Consider the following 17,889-nt stretch of genomic DNA (forward strand, 5'->3'; position numbering starts at 1 on the left):
ATTATTCCTTTAAAAGGCGAACATCTGCAATTTCAAAATGATATTCGCCAATTTGCGGCCCGGCATTGAATGCCAGTATGGTGATGATGCTGGCGTCGAGTCCCTTGAACTTGCTGAATGGGACCACTACTTCCTGCCATTCTGATGTGGTATTGAAGCGTACGGTTAAAGGAATATAGCTACCTTGAACACTGATTGCTACACTATAGTCTTTACCATCACCTTTCACGCGGAATTTCAGGGTGTTGGCAGCACTTAAGTTGGCGGCTTCCATGGGCTGCCTGCCAGGAAAGAAAGCCAGCCCGGCCCAGGGGTAGGCAAAACCAGGATTAATGGTTGCCGCAATCGAGATGGCGTCTGCTGGTGCATCTGTTTCTTTGGTGGTATCGAGCTTTTTGATGTTGACGCTTGATTTTCCCGCCATGGGCGCATCCGTAGAAGGATGCCAGCCGAAACCAAATGGGCTGGCTAGCTTTTCTTTGCTGAACAAGCTGATACGGCCATCGGCAGGGATTTCCGCCAGCAGATTTTTTTGCGCATTTTGCCTGGACACTTCCTGCTGTTTTTGTTCGCGTTGCGCTGTGACGCGTTCACCGTCTTTCCAGATATCGACAATATTGCGTGTGCTGCTAATAGCCTTGTCCGGTTCGCCTTCGACCAGCAAGAGATCGGCTTTGTAACCATTGGCGATACGGCCTCTGTCCTTTAACTGGAATGCATTGGCCGACACAGATGTGGCTGATGCCAGAGCTGCTATCGGGCTCAAGCCTGCATCTACCAGTGAGGCGAGTTCATGATGCAGGCTGATGCCATATTGTGTGCCTGGGTTACCCGCATCAGTGCCAGCCAGGATGGGTACGCCAGCTGTATGCATGGCAGCCGTCACCATTTTTGGTGCCTTTAGCAAATCTGGGTCTGGCCTGGCACCAAAGGGCATGTTCAGTGCTTGCATCTGAGACTTGTCCAATAAATCAGTCAAGCGTTTGTCTGCCAATACATCTTGTGCTTTTATGCCAGCCATACTTTCCAGTACAGAAAAAGTGGGAATAATAAAAGCATGTTTGCGTTTTGCGCTATTGACCAGATCGCGCATGTCTTTATCACTGATTTGCTTGTCATTGAATAAATGTACCAAGCCATCTGCGCCAGCGGCTAAGGCATCTTGCGCTTCTTTAAGATTGCCTATATGGACTACTGCCAGCTTTTTGCGCAGATGAGCGGCTTTGATCAAGGCCTTGACTGTCGCGGTATCCAGGCTATTGAAAGGGCGCTTGTCACTGCCGTGTTCAATCACGATCTTGATAAAGTGAGAGCCTTCTGCCAGACGGGCATCAACCCAGGCTTGTGCTTCTTCCGGTTTGCTCAGGGTAGGGATGGACATGCCATATTCCGTGCCATGTCCACCAGGGGCAGTTGCCAGTACGCCAGCAGAAATCAGATCAGGGCGTTCGCGGTTGTCACCCTTGCGCATTTTTTCATTGATCTCTTTCATTTGCGTTACGTTGGTGAACATATCGATTTGCGTGGTAATTCCATACAACAATGGTAGTTCGTGGTCCTTATAGGCGTGCACATGGGCATCGATCAAGCCTGGCAACAGGGTGCGGCCTTTACCATTGATGATGGTGACATCTGCAGCAGGTTTGCCTTTGAAATTGCTGTCCTGGATTTTGCCATCGACGATAAGGACATTCTTATCTGCTTGAATTTTTTTGCCATCAAATACACGTACACGTTCAATCAAAAAGCTTGCCGCAGTTGCAGGAAAATGAATGCAGCCAGCGCAAACAGCCAGGGCCAGGGCGAGAGTGGTTTTTTTCATCTTGTTACTCCTTGTTGAGATATGTCGCTATCTTGCCTTTCCCGATATTGATAAAACAGAAGCAAATGCCATCAGTTTGAGATGACATTTGTCATACCGGCTGTGAAACCACTGTGCAAATAAAAAAGTCCCGCGAAAAGACGCGGGACTTTTTATTCAAGACGCTTCAGTCTTATGGGGCAGTACAAAGGCAATGCGTCAATGCGGTAAAGCCTTTACCTTCTTTATTGACTTCTGCCAACCAGCTCAGGTCTTTCAGGACCTGGCTTGCAGCCGCTGGTGGCATACCCGTTGGTACGACGGCGAGTTTGAAATTGTCATGCAATACCCTGGCGGCAGTGGCATCAAAGATACTTAAAATACGGTCTATCTTTGAAGGTTCACGTTCGATATAGCTGATGCGGTAATCTGCGCCCAGCTTGGCGCGGGTAGATGCCGATTTCAATGCATCTCCAAAATTGCCTATGGTATCAACCAGGCCGCGCTCCTTGGCTTGTGTGCCAGTCCAGACGCGGCCCTGGGCAACTTCATTGATTTTTTCAGGCGTGGTTTTACGTGCTGCCGCTACCTTGGAAGTGAAGTCTGCATAAGTGTGGTCTATGCTGCTTTGCAAAACCTGGGCAAAACGTGCGTTGAACGGACGCAAAGGATTGAAAGGATCGGCCAGCCAGGTGGTCGGTGAACCAGCAGTGTGCACGCCCAGTTTGTCAGCAGCCTTGTCGGCGGATGGCAATATGGCGATGACACCGATAGAGCCAGTAATCGTGGCTTCATCTGCAATCACTTCGTCAGCCGCCATGGAAATCCAGTAACCACCGGATGCAGCGACGTCCCCCATCGAGACCACAACGGGTTTGCCAGCCTTGCGCGTCAGTTCCAGTTCCCTGCGTATCAGTTCAGAACCAAAAGCACTACCGCCGGGCGAATCAACGCGCAGGACCAGGGCTTTGATGCTGTCATCTTCCCGTGCCTTGCGTATCATTTGCGCTGTAGACAATCCACCGATAGAGCCCGGAGGTGCCATGCCTTCGCTGATTTCACCTGCTGCGACGATAACACCAACTGCATCACCAAAGGCCTTGGTTTTAACTCTGGTCAGGTAGTCGTCAAAAGGGATCTGGCGGAAGCTTTTGATTTGCTCATCCTTGATGCCGCGCTTGAGCATGATTTCACGCAGTTCATCACGGGTTTTCAGTCCATCAACCAGTTTGGCATTGAGTGACAGTTTGGCGATATCACCGCCAGCAGCGACCAGCAGTTTGCTGAGGTCGTTGATGCCGCGCATGATGTCGCCTTCAGGCAATTTGCGGGCTTTTTCAACGTCGGTGGTATAGGTTTTCCACAAGCCATTGAATAAATAGCTTTCTGCTTCAGCGGCTTCTTTCGATGGGCCGTTGGCAACATAAGGTTCGCCAAAACTTTTAAAGTTACCAGCCTTGAGCACGTTCACGGTGACACCAAGCTTGTCGAGGGCATCGCGGTAATAATTACGGTATTTGCCAAAACCGGTAATCATTACAGTGCCCATAGGGTGCAGGTATACCTCATTCGCACGGGAAGCCAGATAGTATTGACGCTGGTCATAGCTGGAACCCCAGGCCACCACGGTTTTGCCACTGGCCTTGAACCTGTCAATTGCGGTCGCTACTTCACGCAGGGTAGCCAGGCCAGCGCCGTCCATTTCGTCCAGCATTAATACTGCACTGCTGATTTGCGGGTCTTTGGCTGCCTGATCCAGCACAGCCAGAACATCGCGCAATTGCGTGGTTTTCTTGGCTTCGCCTCTGGCTTCTGCCAGCAAAGCTTCCCTTGGGTTGCTATCGTGTTGTTCAACCAGCGTACCCTTAATATTTAGTATCAGGGCAGTTTTGTTTTCTATCTTTTTCACCCCGCTACTGAGAATATTAACGATGATCATGATAAGGATAGCCAGGATCAACAGGTTGAAAAATACCCGGCGGCTGAAATCCAGCGCATTCCAGAGGTATTTGAAGCCCGTTCCTATCCAGCGTAGTGGGGTAAAAGCCATAGCAAATTTTCCTAATGTGACGTTAGAACTGAATCATTCAGGCCAGATGGATTTTAACAACTGAGCCAGATGAGCACCCGCACGTGCCAGCGCACTTTCTTTCATGTTCAGCATGGTTTTTTCATATTCGAGTGGCAAGGCAATAGACCAGCTATTTCCTCTTTGGTTCGGTGTACTTTTACTGAATTGGGTACCGGCAAACAGTTGTTTGGCATCGCGAATGGCATCGTTGGCCCACAATGCCGGCAATTCTTCTATGGTGGCATTGGCAGGCGCTATTGCCCTGGCTTTTTTAGTCAGTGCTTCATTCATGCGGCCACGCTTGAATTGCTGAGGCAGATCATCCCACAATGCGTGAAGGTTGCCACATGGGCATTGCAATGCATTGCCACCAACGGTAGTGCTGCCACGGTCATACTGGCCTTCATCCGGGTTGACGATCTTCCCATCGGCGTTCAAAAAGATGGAGCCTACATGCAGAGGCTGATGCAAGTCGCCTACATAGTGGGTCAGCAGTGTCAGTGCTTCTTGCTTATCTTTGAAGTTGAATGGTTTGGGTTGTGGTTTGTCTTGCAACACCGCAACGGCTGCACGAATGGCATTGACGATATCATGATCGCTGGTGCCTACATAACCAGATTTATAGTGTTCATGTTGCAGCGCTACGTTGACATAGTGATATTGCTTGTGGCAGTTTTCTTCATCAAAGGCCGGATTACAATTGGTATTGTTGCGTTTCACATAATCTGCCATGGCATCGATGCCTGCGGTCGTCTCAAAGGATGCACACTCCGGGTAACGGCCAGTGGAGGTATAGGTAAAGTCTTTTTCGGGCGCTATGCCTTTGACGCAATCGCCCCATACGGCGACTTTTTCCAGGGTATTTGTACCCAGCAGTGCTCTGACCTGGATACCCGCTTTGCTACCTGCCAACAGGTTTTCAGCAATTGCCCCCACAGTCTGGTGACCATCGGCACCCCAGGCAAAACTCAGTTGTGGCAAGCTGGCCAGTGCCAGCATGAAAGCAGAGATCAGTAACTTTTTCATAGAAAGATCAAATAGATAGTAAAAAAACACCAAAGATGATAACAAGCAAAGATGATGAGGATATAGCAAACTGGGGAGATTGTGTTCGGATCAGAATGCGTATTGCAGGCGCATGCTGAATACGCCTGCGTGGCGGGTATTGAGTTTGCCGACTACATATGATGCTTCATACCTGATGGCTTGCTTGTTGTCTGCCGCGTTCCCCAACTTGAAACTCCCGGATACCATCGGGCCAGCCCGGTGCGATTGCTGAGCCAGTGCCGACCAGTTATCCCAATCACCCAGTTCTCCAAAGCCCTGCAAGCCAAACTCCAGCTCGGGTCGGTAGCGGTATTTGGTCTGCCACTGGTATTTCATTTGCATGCGCGTCGCCGGACTGGTGCGGTAGGTGCGTTCCAGGAACAGGTTGGTATTTATCTGTAGGCGGCCAAACCCGGTTTGCATGGCAGGGCCAAATTCAAAATCCACTCCCCGGCTGCTGTCAGTGTTCTTGTTCAGACTTGTATGCAAGGCAACGTCAACATCATACTGGCCACGGGTGAGCAAGAAATCGTTTTGCCAGGTCCATGCACTGTTTGCCATTGAACCAGCCCCGCGCCGGAACCAGGTTGCATATACTTCGGTGTACCAGGTCTTGTTGGGCATGTAGCTGAAACCCAGGTCAGGCGCAGTCGAAGTAGGGCGATTATCAACGAAAGAAGACCAGGTCTTGAAGTCTACGGTCTTTTCACCCTCATTTTCATAGATGCTAACGAGATAATAGCCAGAACCCGCTTGCGCAGGCATGGCTGACAATATACAGAGAGAGAATGTTGCCCTAAGAGCAAATTTCTTCATGATTATCTACATTGATCTATCGTGAACGAAGGTATGTGCATATCATGGCATCGCTACAGGAAAGTGCAAGAAAATCCATGATGGAATTGTTATTTCTTTTATTTCCTGGTCATGGAACTGTCAAATTGCCTTGCTTTGCAAATCCTTGCATTCGACTTCGACCTCAATACCAGCTAAACTTGCGTGTTTTTCTTCCATTTTTGCGGCATCAGCATGAACACCATGAATACATTCCCAGACGATAGCGCTGAATCCGGCCACGAGTCAGTCGCAGAGACGACTACGTCCAGCGCGGCATCGAAAGACCTGATCAGCCGCGAAGTGGCACGCCGCCGCACCTTCGGCATTATTTCCCATCCGGATGCGGGTAAAACCACGCTGACAGAAAAGCTGCTGATGTTCTCAGGCGCGATTCAACTGGCGGGTACGGTCAAGGCGCGCAAGAGCGGTCGCCATGCGACTTCCGACTGGATGGAGATAGAAAAGCAGCGCGGCATCTCGGTGGCATCCTCCGTCATGCAGTTTGAATACCGCGACCACGTGGTCAACCTGCTCGACACTCCCGGTCACCAGGACTTTTCTGAAGATACTTATCGCGTGTTGACGGCGGTGGATTCTGCCCTGATGGTGATCGACGCCGCCAAGGGTGTGGAAGAACAGACCATCAAGCTGCTCAATGTTTGCCGCATGCGCAATACGCCCATCATCACCTTCGTCAACAAGATGGATCGCGAAACCCGCGACCCGCTGGAATTGCTCGATGAGCTGGAGTCGGTACTGAAGATACATTGTGCACCAGTGACCTGGCCTATTGGTATGGGTAAGACTTTCCGCGGTGTGTACCATATTCTGAAAGATGAGATTTTGTTGTTCACGCCAGGTAGCGAACGTGCGGATCAGGAATTTGAAGTCATCAAGGGCATCAATAATCCTCGTCTGGTAGAAATGTTCCCACTGGAAATCGAACAACTGAAGATGGAAGTTGAGCTGGTGCATGGCGCATCCCATCCATTTAGCCTGGAAGACTTTTTAGCTGGCGTGCAAACGCCAGTATTCTTTGGTTCTGCCATCAATAACTTTGGTGTGCGTGAAATCCTGAACGCCTTGCTGGATTGGGCGCCGGCACCGCGTGAACGTGATGCCACCATCCGTTCAGTCGAACCAAAAGAAACGCCATTCTCTGGTTTCATTTTCAAAATCCAGGCGAATATGGACCCGGCTCACCGCGACCGTATCGCCTTCCTGCGCGTATGCTCTGGACGTTTTGAACGCGGCATGAAGCTCAAGCACTTGCGCCTGAACCGCGAGATCAAGGTATCGTCCGTTGTGACCTTCATGGCTTCTTCACGCGAACAGGTGGAAGAGGCTTATCCTGGTGACATCATCGGTTTGCCCAACCACGGCAACATGCAGATAGGTGACAGTTTTTCTGAAGGTGAATTGCTGCAATTTACCGGCATCCCTTACTTCGCTCCAGACTTTTTCCGTACAGCACGTATTTTGAACCCGCTGAAAATCAAGCAATTGCAAAAAGGCTTGCAGCAATTGGGTGAAGAGGGTGCGGTACAGGTATTCAAGCCTGTCGTCAGCAGTGATCTGGTGCTGGGGGCGGTCGGTGTCTTGCAGTTTGAAGTGGTGGCCAGCCGTCTTAAAAATGAATACGGCGTTGATGCCGTGTTTGAAGGCACCAGTATCAGCAGCGCCCGCTGGATCAGTTGTGACGACAAGAAAATGCTGGCTGACTTTGAGCGCTCAAGCGCAGGCGGCAACATCGCTTATGATGCTGCAGGTAATATGGCTTACTTGGCGACATCGGGTGTCAACCTCAAGCTGACACAAGAACGTTGGCCTGGTGTAACTTTTCACGCGACGCGGGAACATGCTGCGAAGCTTGGGTAAAGAATTCCGCTAAATAAGTCAAAGCTAGCAAGCAAGCGGCTGACAGAGCGAAAAGCTTCTGTCAGCCGCTTTGCCATTGGGGGCAATAAAATTTACTTGAATGCAGATTTTAATTTGCTAACATGTTGATTTAAGGTGCTTTTTTTGCACGACACCATGACATATAGCTGTCATACTGAAGGCGCAAGATGAGGTGTCAGGCAAGCGTGCAGAGTATTCGTAATCCCAAAAATTAGCGTTGGCCGTTTGTATGAGCTAAAGCATTTCCTTCCCGATTTTCTTTGCAACTTTGATGAGGAGCGTGATCATGGCATTATTTTTTATAGAAGCCGTCCGTTTTGATGACAGTGGTCAGCGTATCGCCAAGGTGCGCTGGGGCAAGAGCAAGGGTGGGCAAGTCATGCCGCCAGCCATGGTGGAGGACCCTCAGGAGGCAGATGTGCAAGCAGTCCTGGATACCATCGCCAATGGCGACGAAGTCTTGCCCAAATTTCAAAGCGCAAACGGCATCATCCTTGGACCAAAAGTGGTCGGAGTACAGTATGAGGATGGTGTGCGTGGTCTGAGCACCGCCAGCAATGAGGTACCTGGCAATAGCCTCAACGACCTGCCGTCTTTCTAAACTATGTGACACGTCTCTGTCATCAGGGACGTGTTTTCACCATTTGCACATCTTCCTTGTTTTTCGCATATAGAACCACCTGGTATATGCAAATAAGAAATACTTCGTTGTCCTTATCCAGCCTGGCTCCATATCATACCCAGGTCGCCGGATAATTTTTCCATCTGGCATGTTTCAATGAATCCGCTTCCTTCCATGAGATGGGGGCAGAAAACTTCCTGGGAATACAATGAAAGTCTCTACAAGAAAAACAATCTCCGCCTTATTTGCTGGGCTGGTGCTGGCAGGTGCGTCTCTGACTGCAAGTGCTGCTGATTTGCTGGATACTGTCAAAACACGCGGTACCCTTAAAATTGCACTGGAAGGGACTTATCCACCCTTCAATTTCAAAGATACCAAAACCAATGAACTGGCCGGCTTTGATGTGGATGTCGCCAAATTGCTGGCCGCCAAATTGGGCGTCAAGCCAGAATTCGTGACCTCTGAATGGAGCGGCATACTCGCTGGCCTTTCTGCGGGCAAGTTCGATGTGATCGTCAATCAGGTTGGTGTCACAGCCAAGCGTCAGGAAACTTTTGATTTTTCTGACCCATACACCCTGTCCAGTGCCCAGCTTATCGTCAAAAAGGATGACAAGCGCGAATTCAAAAGCCTGGATGACCTGAAAGGCAAAAAACTGGGTGTGGGGCAGGGCAGCAATTATGAAGAACGGGCAAAGGCCGTGGCTGGTATTGAAGTGAAGAGCTATCCCGGCGCACCTGAGTACCTGCAAGACCTGGCCGCAGGCCGTGTTGACGCCGCCTTGAATGATAGCCTGATGGTTGCTTATTTGTTGAAAGCGACCAACTTGCCAGTCAAAGCGGGCGCACCTATCGGTGAAATTGCCAAAAATGGTATTCCCTTTCAAAAGGGTAATCCCAAGTTCGCCGCAGCTTTGAACGTGGCGCTGGCCGAAATCATCAAGGACGGCAGTTTCGCTAAAGTCTCCAACAAATGGTTTGGCAAGGATGTCAGCAAGGCCCCAGCGGCACAGTAAGTTGCAATCTGGCTGACTTTGCCCTGCAATGTCGGCTGCTTAAGCTGTATGATTAAGTGGATTGATTCCACTTAATCACAATACTATCCCCGTCCTGCGGGGATATTTCTTTTTAAAGTCGCCATGGAAATTCTGGAATTGCTGCAGATGGCAGCCCCTGTCATGCTCAAGGGCGTGGCCTATACCTTGCTTTTTGCCATTGGTGCCATGGTGGGGGGATTGATATTGGGATTCCTGCTGGCAGTGGCGCGCATTTTGCCATTTGCCGCTATCAGTGCGCCAGCTGCCGTCTATGTCAGCCTGATACGCGGTACACCCTTGCTGGTGCAGATATTCGTCATTTATTACGGGCTGCCCAGCCTGGGCGTCGAGTTCTCGGCGACATCGGCTGGCATATTGGCACTCAGTCTTAACTCTGGTGCTTATCTGTCGGAAAGCATACGCGGTGCGATACTTGGTGTCAGCCGTGGACAGTGGGCCGCGAGTTCCAGCCTGGGCCTGAACTATGCGCAGACGCTGCGCTATATCGTGGTGCCGCAGGCCATGCGCGTCGCTGTACCTTCCATGAGCAATACCCTTATCAGTCTGATCAAGGATACCTCGCTGGTATCTGTCATCACCGTGACAGAATTGATGCTGGCGACCAAGGAAGTCATCGCCACCAGTTTTCGGCCCTTACCGCTGTATATCGCTGCAGCAGCCATATACTGGGCGCTCAGTCTGTGCTTTGAAGTCGTGCAAAGGCGACTGGAAAAGCGCCTGCAAAAAGCCCATCAAGTATGATTTTCCGGGTTTTCAGGCATGTTGCCTCTTGATGTTTGTAACAGCACCGGCAGACTCACATGTTTTTCAGTCGCGGGGCCAGCGACAGCACCACCAGCGCAGTCGCAATTGGCAGTGTGGAAATGAAGCCGAAGTGCTTGAAGCCAAAAGCACCCAGCAAGCCGCCTGAAAAAAAGGCAAATACCAGCAAGCTGTGCAGGCGCAATTTTTGCAGATTGGCTCCCACTTCATTTTGATGATGGATTTCTTCCTTATTCCTGTTCCAGTAAATCATTTTCCCGACTTCTATGCCTATGTCTGTCACCAGGCCGGTGACATGGGTCGTGCGTATTTCTGCCTTGGAAATTTTGGTGATCAGCGCATTCTGCAAGCCCATCACATAGCAGAGTAAGACCGTCGTGAAAGAGACGGTGATGACGGCATGTTCCTGCAATTCGGTACCAACCAGACCAAACACGAGCAGTAACAATGCTTCCAGCAGCAAGACCGGGGTGTAGATATAACGAAAATGATTGCGCTTGGCGAAATTGACCATGATAGCCGTACAGGCCGCTCCCCATGCAAAGGCGATCAACATAAACAGTGCGGCAAAGGCGGGCAGTATCTTCCCCAAAATCAAATCATCAGCCGCAGACGACAGCATGCCTGTCATATGGGAAGTGTATTGGCCAACTGCCAAAAAACCACCGGCATTCAACGCCCCTGCCACGCAAGCCAGTGTGACACCCAGATGGAGATTCGCTTGTGGCGTGCGTTTGGGTGAGGTAAGAGCGGACAGATAATGTAAGGGCATGCGTCAGGATTCAGAAGGGGCGGTTGCCGTTGTGCCTCATAGTGTAATCCAGATTGTGCGGCAAAAGCAGATCGCGGCCATGCCAGCAGAAACTTGCGCGGAATGAAGAATGAAAAAAACCGGATTCACCTCCGATGGACTCTGTTTGAAGTCTTCGAAGATCGCAAATTCGGTGCCAATCTAATACCAGTTGGATTTTATCTGGTCAGCTTCGCAATAATCAAGTTTCGGAACAGCTAAACAGTTTTTCTCATTACCTTGAAACGCAGCATTCCAACTTGCGAAACGCTGCTTTCCTTCAAAGGGAAACTTTGGCTTTTGCTTTTGCCCATGCATATTGTTTAATTATATTGTGTTGGCTGTTGGATACAGTCCACTTAAGTGTGAATTTTCACTCTAAATATAAATTATTCATAAAAAACATAAGCTTATGCATGTTTGCTAACGCTTTACGATAATACCAATAATGGTAGCGATGATACCACGTAGATACCGCTTGACAACCACTTTTACGCTCCTTAAAGTGAGCCTCATTCGCTGTTAAGTATTTTCCACAAGCCGATATTTGCATGTGAATTTGCTAAATAGGGGATGGCTTCAGAGTACGCCTGTCGTGGCCACAGTCGATACTGTGGCGTGAGATCCATGGCCAATACCGCAGTCGCCGCGAGAAAAAAAACACAGCCAGGTCGCAATATTCTTGCATTCCTGGGAAAAGTAAAACTGGATGAGAGGGGTGGTTTTGCTTGTGGTATTGAAGTGGATTTTATGTAAGCGTGCAGGTCTAATTTTTGGAATTTTCAGTTTTCATGTGAAGCTGAAACTTTGATTAGGAATTTCTTGGGGGAGTATATGAAACGTAATTCTGCAAATAATTTGACACCTATCGCAGCGGCAGTTGCTGTGATGGTGATGAGCGTAGCGATGACTGCGCAAGCACAGGAAGCTGATTCAAAAAAAGGCGCAAAAGATGAAGTTCAGCAGGTAACTGTCACTGGTATTCGCTCAGCACTTCAAAATGCAGTCAATATCAAGCGCAATGCCAATGGGGTGGTCGATGCCGTGTCCGCAGAAGATGTGGGCAAGTTGCCTGACAATGACGTGGGTGAATCGCTGGGCCGTATTCCAGGCGTGACCGTTGGTCGCGCTTTCGGTCAGGGTGCTTCGGTTTCTGTCCGTGGCTCTGATCCACAAATGACTTACACCACCTTGAACGGCCAGACTGTGGCCTCGACAGGTTGGTATGATCAGCAAGCAATTGACCGTTCCTTCAATTACTCCCTGCTGCCTTCCGAATTGATCGGTGGCATGGAAGTGTACAAATCTTCCCAGGCAGATTTGACTGAAGGTGGTATCGGCGGCACGGTGATCGTCAAGACACGCAAACCTCTCGACATGGCTGCTAATTCAGCTTACGTCGGTGTGAAAGCAAGTAAAGGCAGTTTGACAGATAAAATCGGTACTGATGTTTCTGGCATGTTCGCCTGGAAAAATGATGCCAACTCTTTTGGTGTGCTGGTCGCTGGTGCCAGAGAGAAGAGTGACTATATCCGTCGCGGTGTTGAAGCAGATGCACGCTGGTCTGACGACGTAACGCCATCCACTTTTGTTCAGGAACGTGAACGCAAGGCATTTAATATCAGCTTGCAAGCCAAGCCAGCGCAAGGTTTCGATCTTGGCCTGAACTATATGAAGCTGGAGCTGGACGCCAATAACTCCAATAGCAGCCACTATATTTTCCAGGGTAATAGCTGTACAGCCCGGAACGCAGCAGGTGCTTGCTTAAGCAGCAACACAACGCTGGCAAACACCTCTGCACCTTTCGTTCAAACCTGGGCGCGTGCAGGTAAAATGACGTCAGACAGTTTTACCGTGAATGGTAGCTACAAAACCAATGACTTCAAACTTGAAGCCGTAGCTGGCACTACCAAGGCAGACGGCGGTACGTCACTGACGACCAACTATGGTTACAGTGGTGGTAATCTGCCTAAATGGACAGGTACTGTCGATGCAACAGGCACGCTGATCAAGGTTAATCCATCTTCCAATCAGTCTGTTGGCCTGGCAAACCTGCCTGCCAATTCCGATGTATCGACCTGGGCACTGGCACGTGGACCAAACTCTGATAAAGAGAATTTTGCACAAGCTGATCTGACATTGAAACTGAACTGGGGTTCGATTTCCTCCTTCAAAACAGGTTTCCGTACTACAGAACATACCTTCGAGAAGCATACAGATCGCGCCATCTCCAATAATCCACCGTCAGTATCTACAGCCAGCCTGTACGACGGTACGATACAAATGGGCACGCCAGGCTGGTCTTACCCACGTCCTAACACTAGCGCCATGCTGGCCAGTTCACTCGGTGCTGTTACTCGCTGGGTTGAAGACAGGTCAGGCCTGGGTATCTTGAAAGAAGACAATACCGCTGCTTATGGTATGTTCAATTTTGAAGAAGACAAGCTGCATGGTAATTTTGGCCTGCGCTATATCAAAACCAAAGTGAACAGCACGGGTTACAAGCTTGATGGTACGCCACTGGCAGCAGGTGATGTAGGTCAAAATGATGGTTGGGGCCGTACTCTGGTCACAAATAGTGCCAGCTATAGCGATGTACTACCAAGTTTGAATATCGCTTATGATCTGCAGAAAAATGTGATCTTGCGTGCGACGGCCTCTCAAGCCGTGACACGTCCTAACTATGAAAACATGTTCCTGTCCACGCAAATCGGTTACCGGGATACTGTGGCAGGGAATGAAACCGTGAACTTTGGTTCTGCCGGTTTGAAGCCGATGAAATCAACCCAGTTTGATTTGGGAGTGGAGTATTACTATGGTAAAGGCAATCTGATTTCCTTGATGTACTTCCATAAAGACATCAACAATTTCATCACCAGTGATACCCAGGTCAATCAAAGCATCGGTGTGGTCAGCCCTGATACAGGCAAAGACAGCTGGACAGTCAACCGTTATGTCAATGCTGGCGGCGGCAAGATTGATGGTCTGGAAGCGCAGATCAATCACTCTTTCGACAATGGCTTTGGTGTTGTTGCCAACTACACACTGGCAAATGCGAAAGCGCCTGCGATCAGCTATCAGGACAGGCTCAATGTCTTCACCTTGTCATCCAAGCATAACGTCAACCTGGTTGGCTACTGGGAAAATGCTGATTACTCTGCACGTCTGGCTTACAACTGGCGTTCCAAGTATATGGTCCGCGAAACAGGTTACTACGGCAACCGTATGCATGATCCATATGGCACACTGGATGCGAGCTTTGGCTGGAACATCAACAAGCAATTCAGATTGCAGTTTGAAGCCATTAACTTGCTCAAACAAGATGATGTCCAGTACGGTGCAGCAGGGTACGATACAACTGTAAAAACACCATTGAAAGGCGGCTACCCAGCCTGGTCTTTCCTGGGTGAAACCACTTACAGACTGAGCCTCTCGGCGAAGTTCTGATGTAAAAAAAGCCTGGCTTCTGCCAGGTTTTTTTTGCACGACAATTTCCATCACCAATTTTGTTAAGTATTTTTCCAGGTCTAATGACCAGGGAAATTTGTAGTCCCTATCAGTGCTTCATAAAACATACGGAGAATTTCATGAAAAAAATGCTTGTATCCTTGTTGATGTTGTGTGCTGTTGCAGGAAACGCTACTGCTGCCGAAATTCGCTATTTTGCTGTCACTGGCAATGTGGATGGCGCGAGCTATTGCCAGGCGGTTTGGCCAGGTTCTCAATATGCAGGAGTGAGAATGGGCAATGCATCGTATTACTTCATTGCATGCCAACAATAATCTGGATGCGGTCATAGCTTCATGCACGAAAATCTGCCGGGTTTTTTTGAAAATTTGGCAGATTAAAATGCTTTAACTATCTCATGGGGGCGATCATTCCATCATTCAATGCTTGTGAATTTTTAAATAATCGTCAAGCAAGCAAAAAATTCTTTTCAGAAATCGTAAAAAGTATTCACAGTCAGGCGGCCACTGCGCGGGTTGTCGTTAATGCTCAATGCTGGATTAATGCAGGCCGTATGCAATAAGCTGCCGCGATAAATCACTAGTCGGTTGAATTTGGCAGGTATCATGCCCAAAAAACTGAAATGTTCATTGCTATCATCAAAGTATCTGGTTGGTGGCCGTACGGCATTGATTTCCTCGTAGTACACATCCAGATAATGCTCGCGCGTGGCTTCCGTGATTTGTTGCAAACCTGTTGCTTTATGCCGATAAAAACCAGTGCCACCATGTCTTTCATCGCAGAGGTATAGCAGCACCGCCATGTGATGAGGGCTGCTCGCATCAAAATGCGGTGTCCTTTGCAAGGGGCTAAGGTCATTTGCCTGCATGGTCGTCAAAGAAAACGCGCACATGCTTTTGCGTAAGGCCAATTCTTCTGGTACGCCAAAATTAAGCTTGATGAGCGGTTCAAGAAATTCAGTGATCGTGTTTGAATACTCAGCAGGGGCTTGGGCGCGTATGCCTGGATAGCCTTTCTTTTTATCGAAATTTGGATAAGGATGAAAGCTGCTACTGATCCCTATCGCTTTCATCTCTTCAGGATTCTGAAGAAAATTATCAATGATAATTGCCTGGTGATCACCTATCGTCACGCTTTGGATATCAGGTGGCATGCGCAGAGAAAATGCGGTATCTATAGCATTGTCCATCTCAGTTCCTTAATGATTGAGCGTAAGCTGCCAGGAATTTTTCCAGCCATTCCCTATGCCCTAATAGTTGACCAGATAATTTCCGGCTACTTATTTTTATGTTTTCAATTTCGCGCTTGAAGTATTCCTCTTCATAATCCGTCATATTCCTGGGCCTGGTTTGATACTTCATGCCGTAGAGCACAAAGAGAAAATTATCTACATCAAATAAATCAAAGCGGCTGAAGAAATCGGATTTCTTGGGTGGATTGACTTTCCACATCGCGAGCCTCTCGCTCAGGATATCCGAGCGTTTTGCTTCGTTGGTATTCGCGCGCCAGAATTCGGAATCCTGGCGGTCTGAAATGCAGTAATGCATTTGCACAAAATCCATGACACGCTCCCAGGTATAGGAGACGACTTTGTTGCAATAATCCGCAGCCACAGACATGGTTTCTTTTTCGACTGAAAAATTGCGTGCAAACAGTTCGGCAGAAAAATCGGTGACAAAGATGGAAGTTGCTTCCAGCGGCTCGACGAAACCTTGTGCCAGGCCCAGCGCCACCACGTTCTTGCACCAGAATTTCTCCCTGTAGCCCATGCGCATGGGGATCTTGCGAGGCGAGAATTTATCTGTATCCAGTTGCAGATATTTTGACAGGTTTTGAATTGCCACATCCTCTGTCATATGCGCGCTTGAATAAACAAAACCAACGCCGCGCCGGTTGGTCAGTGGTATGTCCCACATCCATCCTGTGGCGTGCGCTTTGGCTAAAGTATAAGGCGGGATTTCAGTCCCGGCTGCGGTAGGTATTTGCACAGCCAGAGCAGTGTCCGTCAGGATTTGTGCAGATTTATCGATAAAAGGGATATTAAGTACTTTCCCCATGATCAGTGAATGAAATCCTGAGCAATCCACATAAAAATCATAATGCAGTTGCTCTCCTTCCTTGGTGATCAAATAAGCGACCTCACCCCGGTCGTTCAACTTTGCGTCGACTATCGTTGCAGATTTATGCTTGACCCGCAATTTTTCTTTGGCATTTGTTGCTAATAGCTGTCCAAATTTAACGGCATTAAAATGATAGGCATAATTGACCACGCCTTCATATTGTGCTGACGACACCTTCTTGGGTGATTTCATTGCATCGGCAAGAACAGGAGTCTCTGCTACATCTGAAAAATGCATGCTGCCAGAGTTTTTCAGGTAGAGCGCCGTGACATCTGTGCCGCCGGGATAGGGCGAAGAAAATGGGTGGTAATAACTATTTCCGGGATTTGAAGCAGACGGCGTCATCCAGTCCACAAACTTGATCCCTTTCTTGAAGGTGGTATCGCAAGTGGCAAGCAACTCAGCTTCAGGAATGCCAAATTTCATCAAGGATTTCCTGATATGAGGGACAGTGCCTTCACCGACGCCGATAATACCAATTTCTGGCGATTCGATGACCGTAATCGTGACATCTGTCTCTGCCCTGAGTTCCACCGCCAGGTGATTTGCAGTGAGCCAGCCAGCTGTGCCGCCACCAATAATCGCAATACTTTTTACTCTCATTTTTTTGCCAGATTTAAACTTGCCAAGAAAAAAGTCCGGCACAAGCGGGACTTGCTGGAGGGCGTGAAATTGAATTTTTAGCCTTGAAAATTTCACTTGTTCTCAGCTAAGTATTTCACATATTTTCTGCTACTACAAGCTTGATTCCTTTCGGTATTTGATCAAATTTTGATTTTATTTTTTTATAGAATCAGTTTTATATCAACTTTGAATGTACTTATTATTCTGGACAGGAAAAGCGCATTCAATGAACTGGAATTTGTGTGCTACAGAAGAAAAAATCCAGATAAGACCAGTTGTAAAAAACACGAAAAGCGACGCTTACCTGAAGCCGCCACAAAGAGGTGTAAGCGCCCGCGAAATTATACAAGGTCTTGATGTGCGCGAAATTTATTTAATACCACATAGATACCGCTTGACAACCAGTTTTAAGGACTCTACAGTAAGCTTGAAGCAGGTCATCTTTTAATAATGGCTTGGAATCAAATGGGACTTTCTGTGAATTAGCATTCAATTGGACTCTCTGTTGAAAAGGCAGACCAGAGTCCTGTTGCTTTGCCCGCTTTACTCATGGAATGGAGCGCTTGAACCCGGATGGGATTTTATAAAGTTATGCTGGCGTGGTGTTGGCGCGAGTGTCCGGTTTAAAAAAATAAAATGACAGGAGCAGTAATGGATTTTTCAAATCGCCAGCAAGAGCCGGGGAAGAAGTTTATAGGTATAGGGCTGGTAATCGCATTTCACTTACTGGTGGTATATGCACTGGTATCAGGATTGGCTCGCAAGGCCATGGAAGTGGTGATCAAGCCAGC

The 17,889-nt window shown here is 48.6% G+C and carries 14 protein-coding genes; 7 read left to right on the forward strand and 7 right to left on the reverse strand.

Annotated features, from left to right (window positions below; genetic code table 11):
* Position 1 precedes the first annotated feature (1 nt).
* The 4 genes from Q8K39_RS01205 to Q8K39_RS01220 form a co-directional block, all read right to left on the reverse strand.
* Entirely contained in the window at positions 2–1,822 is a 1,821-nt protein-coding gene (locus tag Q8K39_RS01205; protein WP_305257968.1) for a CIA30 family protein, read from the reverse strand.
* A 172-nt stretch (positions 1,823–1,994) separates the two neighbouring features.
* Positions 1,995–3,851: a signal peptide peptidase SppA gene (gene sppA / locus Q8K39_RS01210; RefSeq protein ID WP_305257969.1), complete on the reverse strand. Its 1,857-nt coding sequence runs from the start codon at positions 3,849–3,851 to the stop codon at positions 1,995–1,997.
* 33 nt (positions 3,852–3,884) lie between these two features.
* Positions 3,885–4,898 carry a S1/P1 nuclease gene (locus tag Q8K39_RS01215; protein WP_305257970.1) on the reverse strand — a complete coding sequence of 338 codons (1,014 nt, stop codon included), beginning with the start codon at positions 4,896–4,898 and terminating at the stop codon, positions 3,885–3,887.
* 90 nt (positions 4,899–4,988) lie between these two features.
* Positions 4,989–5,735 (reverse strand): hypothetical protein, encoded by a 747-nt coding sequence (locus Q8K39_RS01220; protein WP_305257971.1) that lies wholly within the window; start codon positions 5,733–5,735, stop codon positions 4,989–4,991.
* 222 nt (positions 5,736–5,957) lie between these two features.
* Here Q8K39_RS01220 and Q8K39_RS01225 point away from each other — a divergent pair, with 222 nt between their 5' ends.
* From Q8K39_RS01225 to Q8K39_RS01240, 4 genes are all read left to right on the forward strand, one after another.
* Positions 5,958–7,634, forward strand: a complete 1,677-nt coding sequence (locus Q8K39_RS01225) for a peptide chain release factor 3 (protein WP_305257972.1) — start codon at positions 5,958–5,960, stop codon at positions 7,632–7,634.
* A gap of 307 nt (positions 7,635–7,941) precedes the next feature.
* Positions 7,942–8,256 (forward strand): hypothetical protein, encoded by a 315-nt coding sequence (locus Q8K39_RS01230; RefSeq protein ID WP_186954735.1) that lies wholly within the window; start codon positions 7,942–7,944, stop codon positions 8,254–8,256.
* A gap of 229 nt (positions 8,257–8,485) precedes the next feature.
* Positions 8,486–9,292 (forward strand): cystine ABC transporter substrate-binding protein, encoded by an 807-nt coding sequence (locus tag Q8K39_RS01235; RefSeq protein WP_305257973.1) that lies wholly within the window; start codon positions 8,486–8,488, stop codon positions 9,290–9,292.
* A gap of 123 nt (positions 9,293–9,415) precedes the next feature.
* Positions 9,416–10,075 (forward strand): amino acid ABC transporter permease, encoded by a 660-nt coding sequence (locus Q8K39_RS01240; RefSeq protein WP_186954733.1) that lies wholly within the window; start codon positions 9,416–9,418, stop codon positions 10,073–10,075.
* Positions 10,076–10,130: 55 nt separating this feature from the next.
* Here the strand turns inward: Q8K39_RS01240 and Q8K39_RS01245 are convergent, their stop codons facing one another.
* The gene (locus Q8K39_RS01245; RefSeq protein ID WP_186954732.1) at positions 10,131–10,868 is read right to left on the reverse strand and encodes a YoaK family protein; all 738 of its coding nucleotides are present in this window, start codon (positions 10,866–10,868) and stop codon (positions 10,131–10,133) included.
* Positions 10,869–11,513: 645 nt separating this feature from the next.
* On the opposite strand from Q8K39_RS01245, the gene Q8K39_RS01250 reads away from it, so the two are divergent.
* The 3 genes from Q8K39_RS01250 (at position 11,514) to Q8K39_RS01260 (ending at position 14,668) form a co-directional block, all read left to right on the forward strand.
* Positions 11,514–11,642 (forward strand): hypothetical protein, encoded by a 129-nt coding sequence (locus Q8K39_RS01250; RefSeq protein WP_305257974.1) that lies wholly within the window; start codon positions 11,514–11,516, stop codon positions 11,640–11,642.
* A gap of 78 nt (positions 11,643–11,720) precedes the next feature.
* Entirely contained in the window at positions 11,721–14,333 is a 2,613-nt protein-coding gene (locus Q8K39_RS01255) for a TonB-dependent receptor (protein ID WP_305257975.1), read from the forward strand.
* Positions 14,334–14,473: 140 nt separating this feature from the next.
* Positions 14,474–14,668 carry a hypothetical protein gene (locus Q8K39_RS01260; RefSeq protein ID WP_186954730.1) on the forward strand — a complete coding sequence of 65 codons (195 nt, stop codon included), beginning with the start codon at positions 14,474–14,476 and terminating at the stop codon, positions 14,666–14,668.
* 155 nt (positions 14,669–14,823) lie between these two features.
* Here Q8K39_RS01260 and Q8K39_RS01265 read toward each other — a convergent pair whose 3' ends face one another.
* Both Q8K39_RS01265 and Q8K39_RS01270 read right to left on the reverse strand, forming a co-directional pair.
* Positions 14,824–15,543 (reverse strand): DUF6445 family protein, encoded by a 720-nt coding sequence (locus tag Q8K39_RS01265; protein ID WP_305257976.1) that lies wholly within the window; start codon positions 15,541–15,543, stop codon positions 14,824–14,826.
* A gap of 1 nt (position 15,544) precedes the next feature.
* Positions 15,545–17,077: a tryptophan halogenase family protein gene (locus tag Q8K39_RS01270; RefSeq protein ID WP_305257977.1), complete on the reverse strand. Its 1,533-nt coding sequence runs from the start codon at positions 17,075–17,077 to the stop codon at positions 15,545–15,547.
* Between the last annotated feature and the right edge of the window lie 812 nt (positions 17,078–17,889).

Origin of the sequence: Undibacterium sp. (genome assembly GCF_030683615.1) — a bacterium.
GTDB classification, from domain to species: Bacteria; Pseudomonadota; Gammaproteobacteria; order Burkholderiales; family Burkholderiaceae_D; genus Undibacterium; species Undibacterium umbellatum.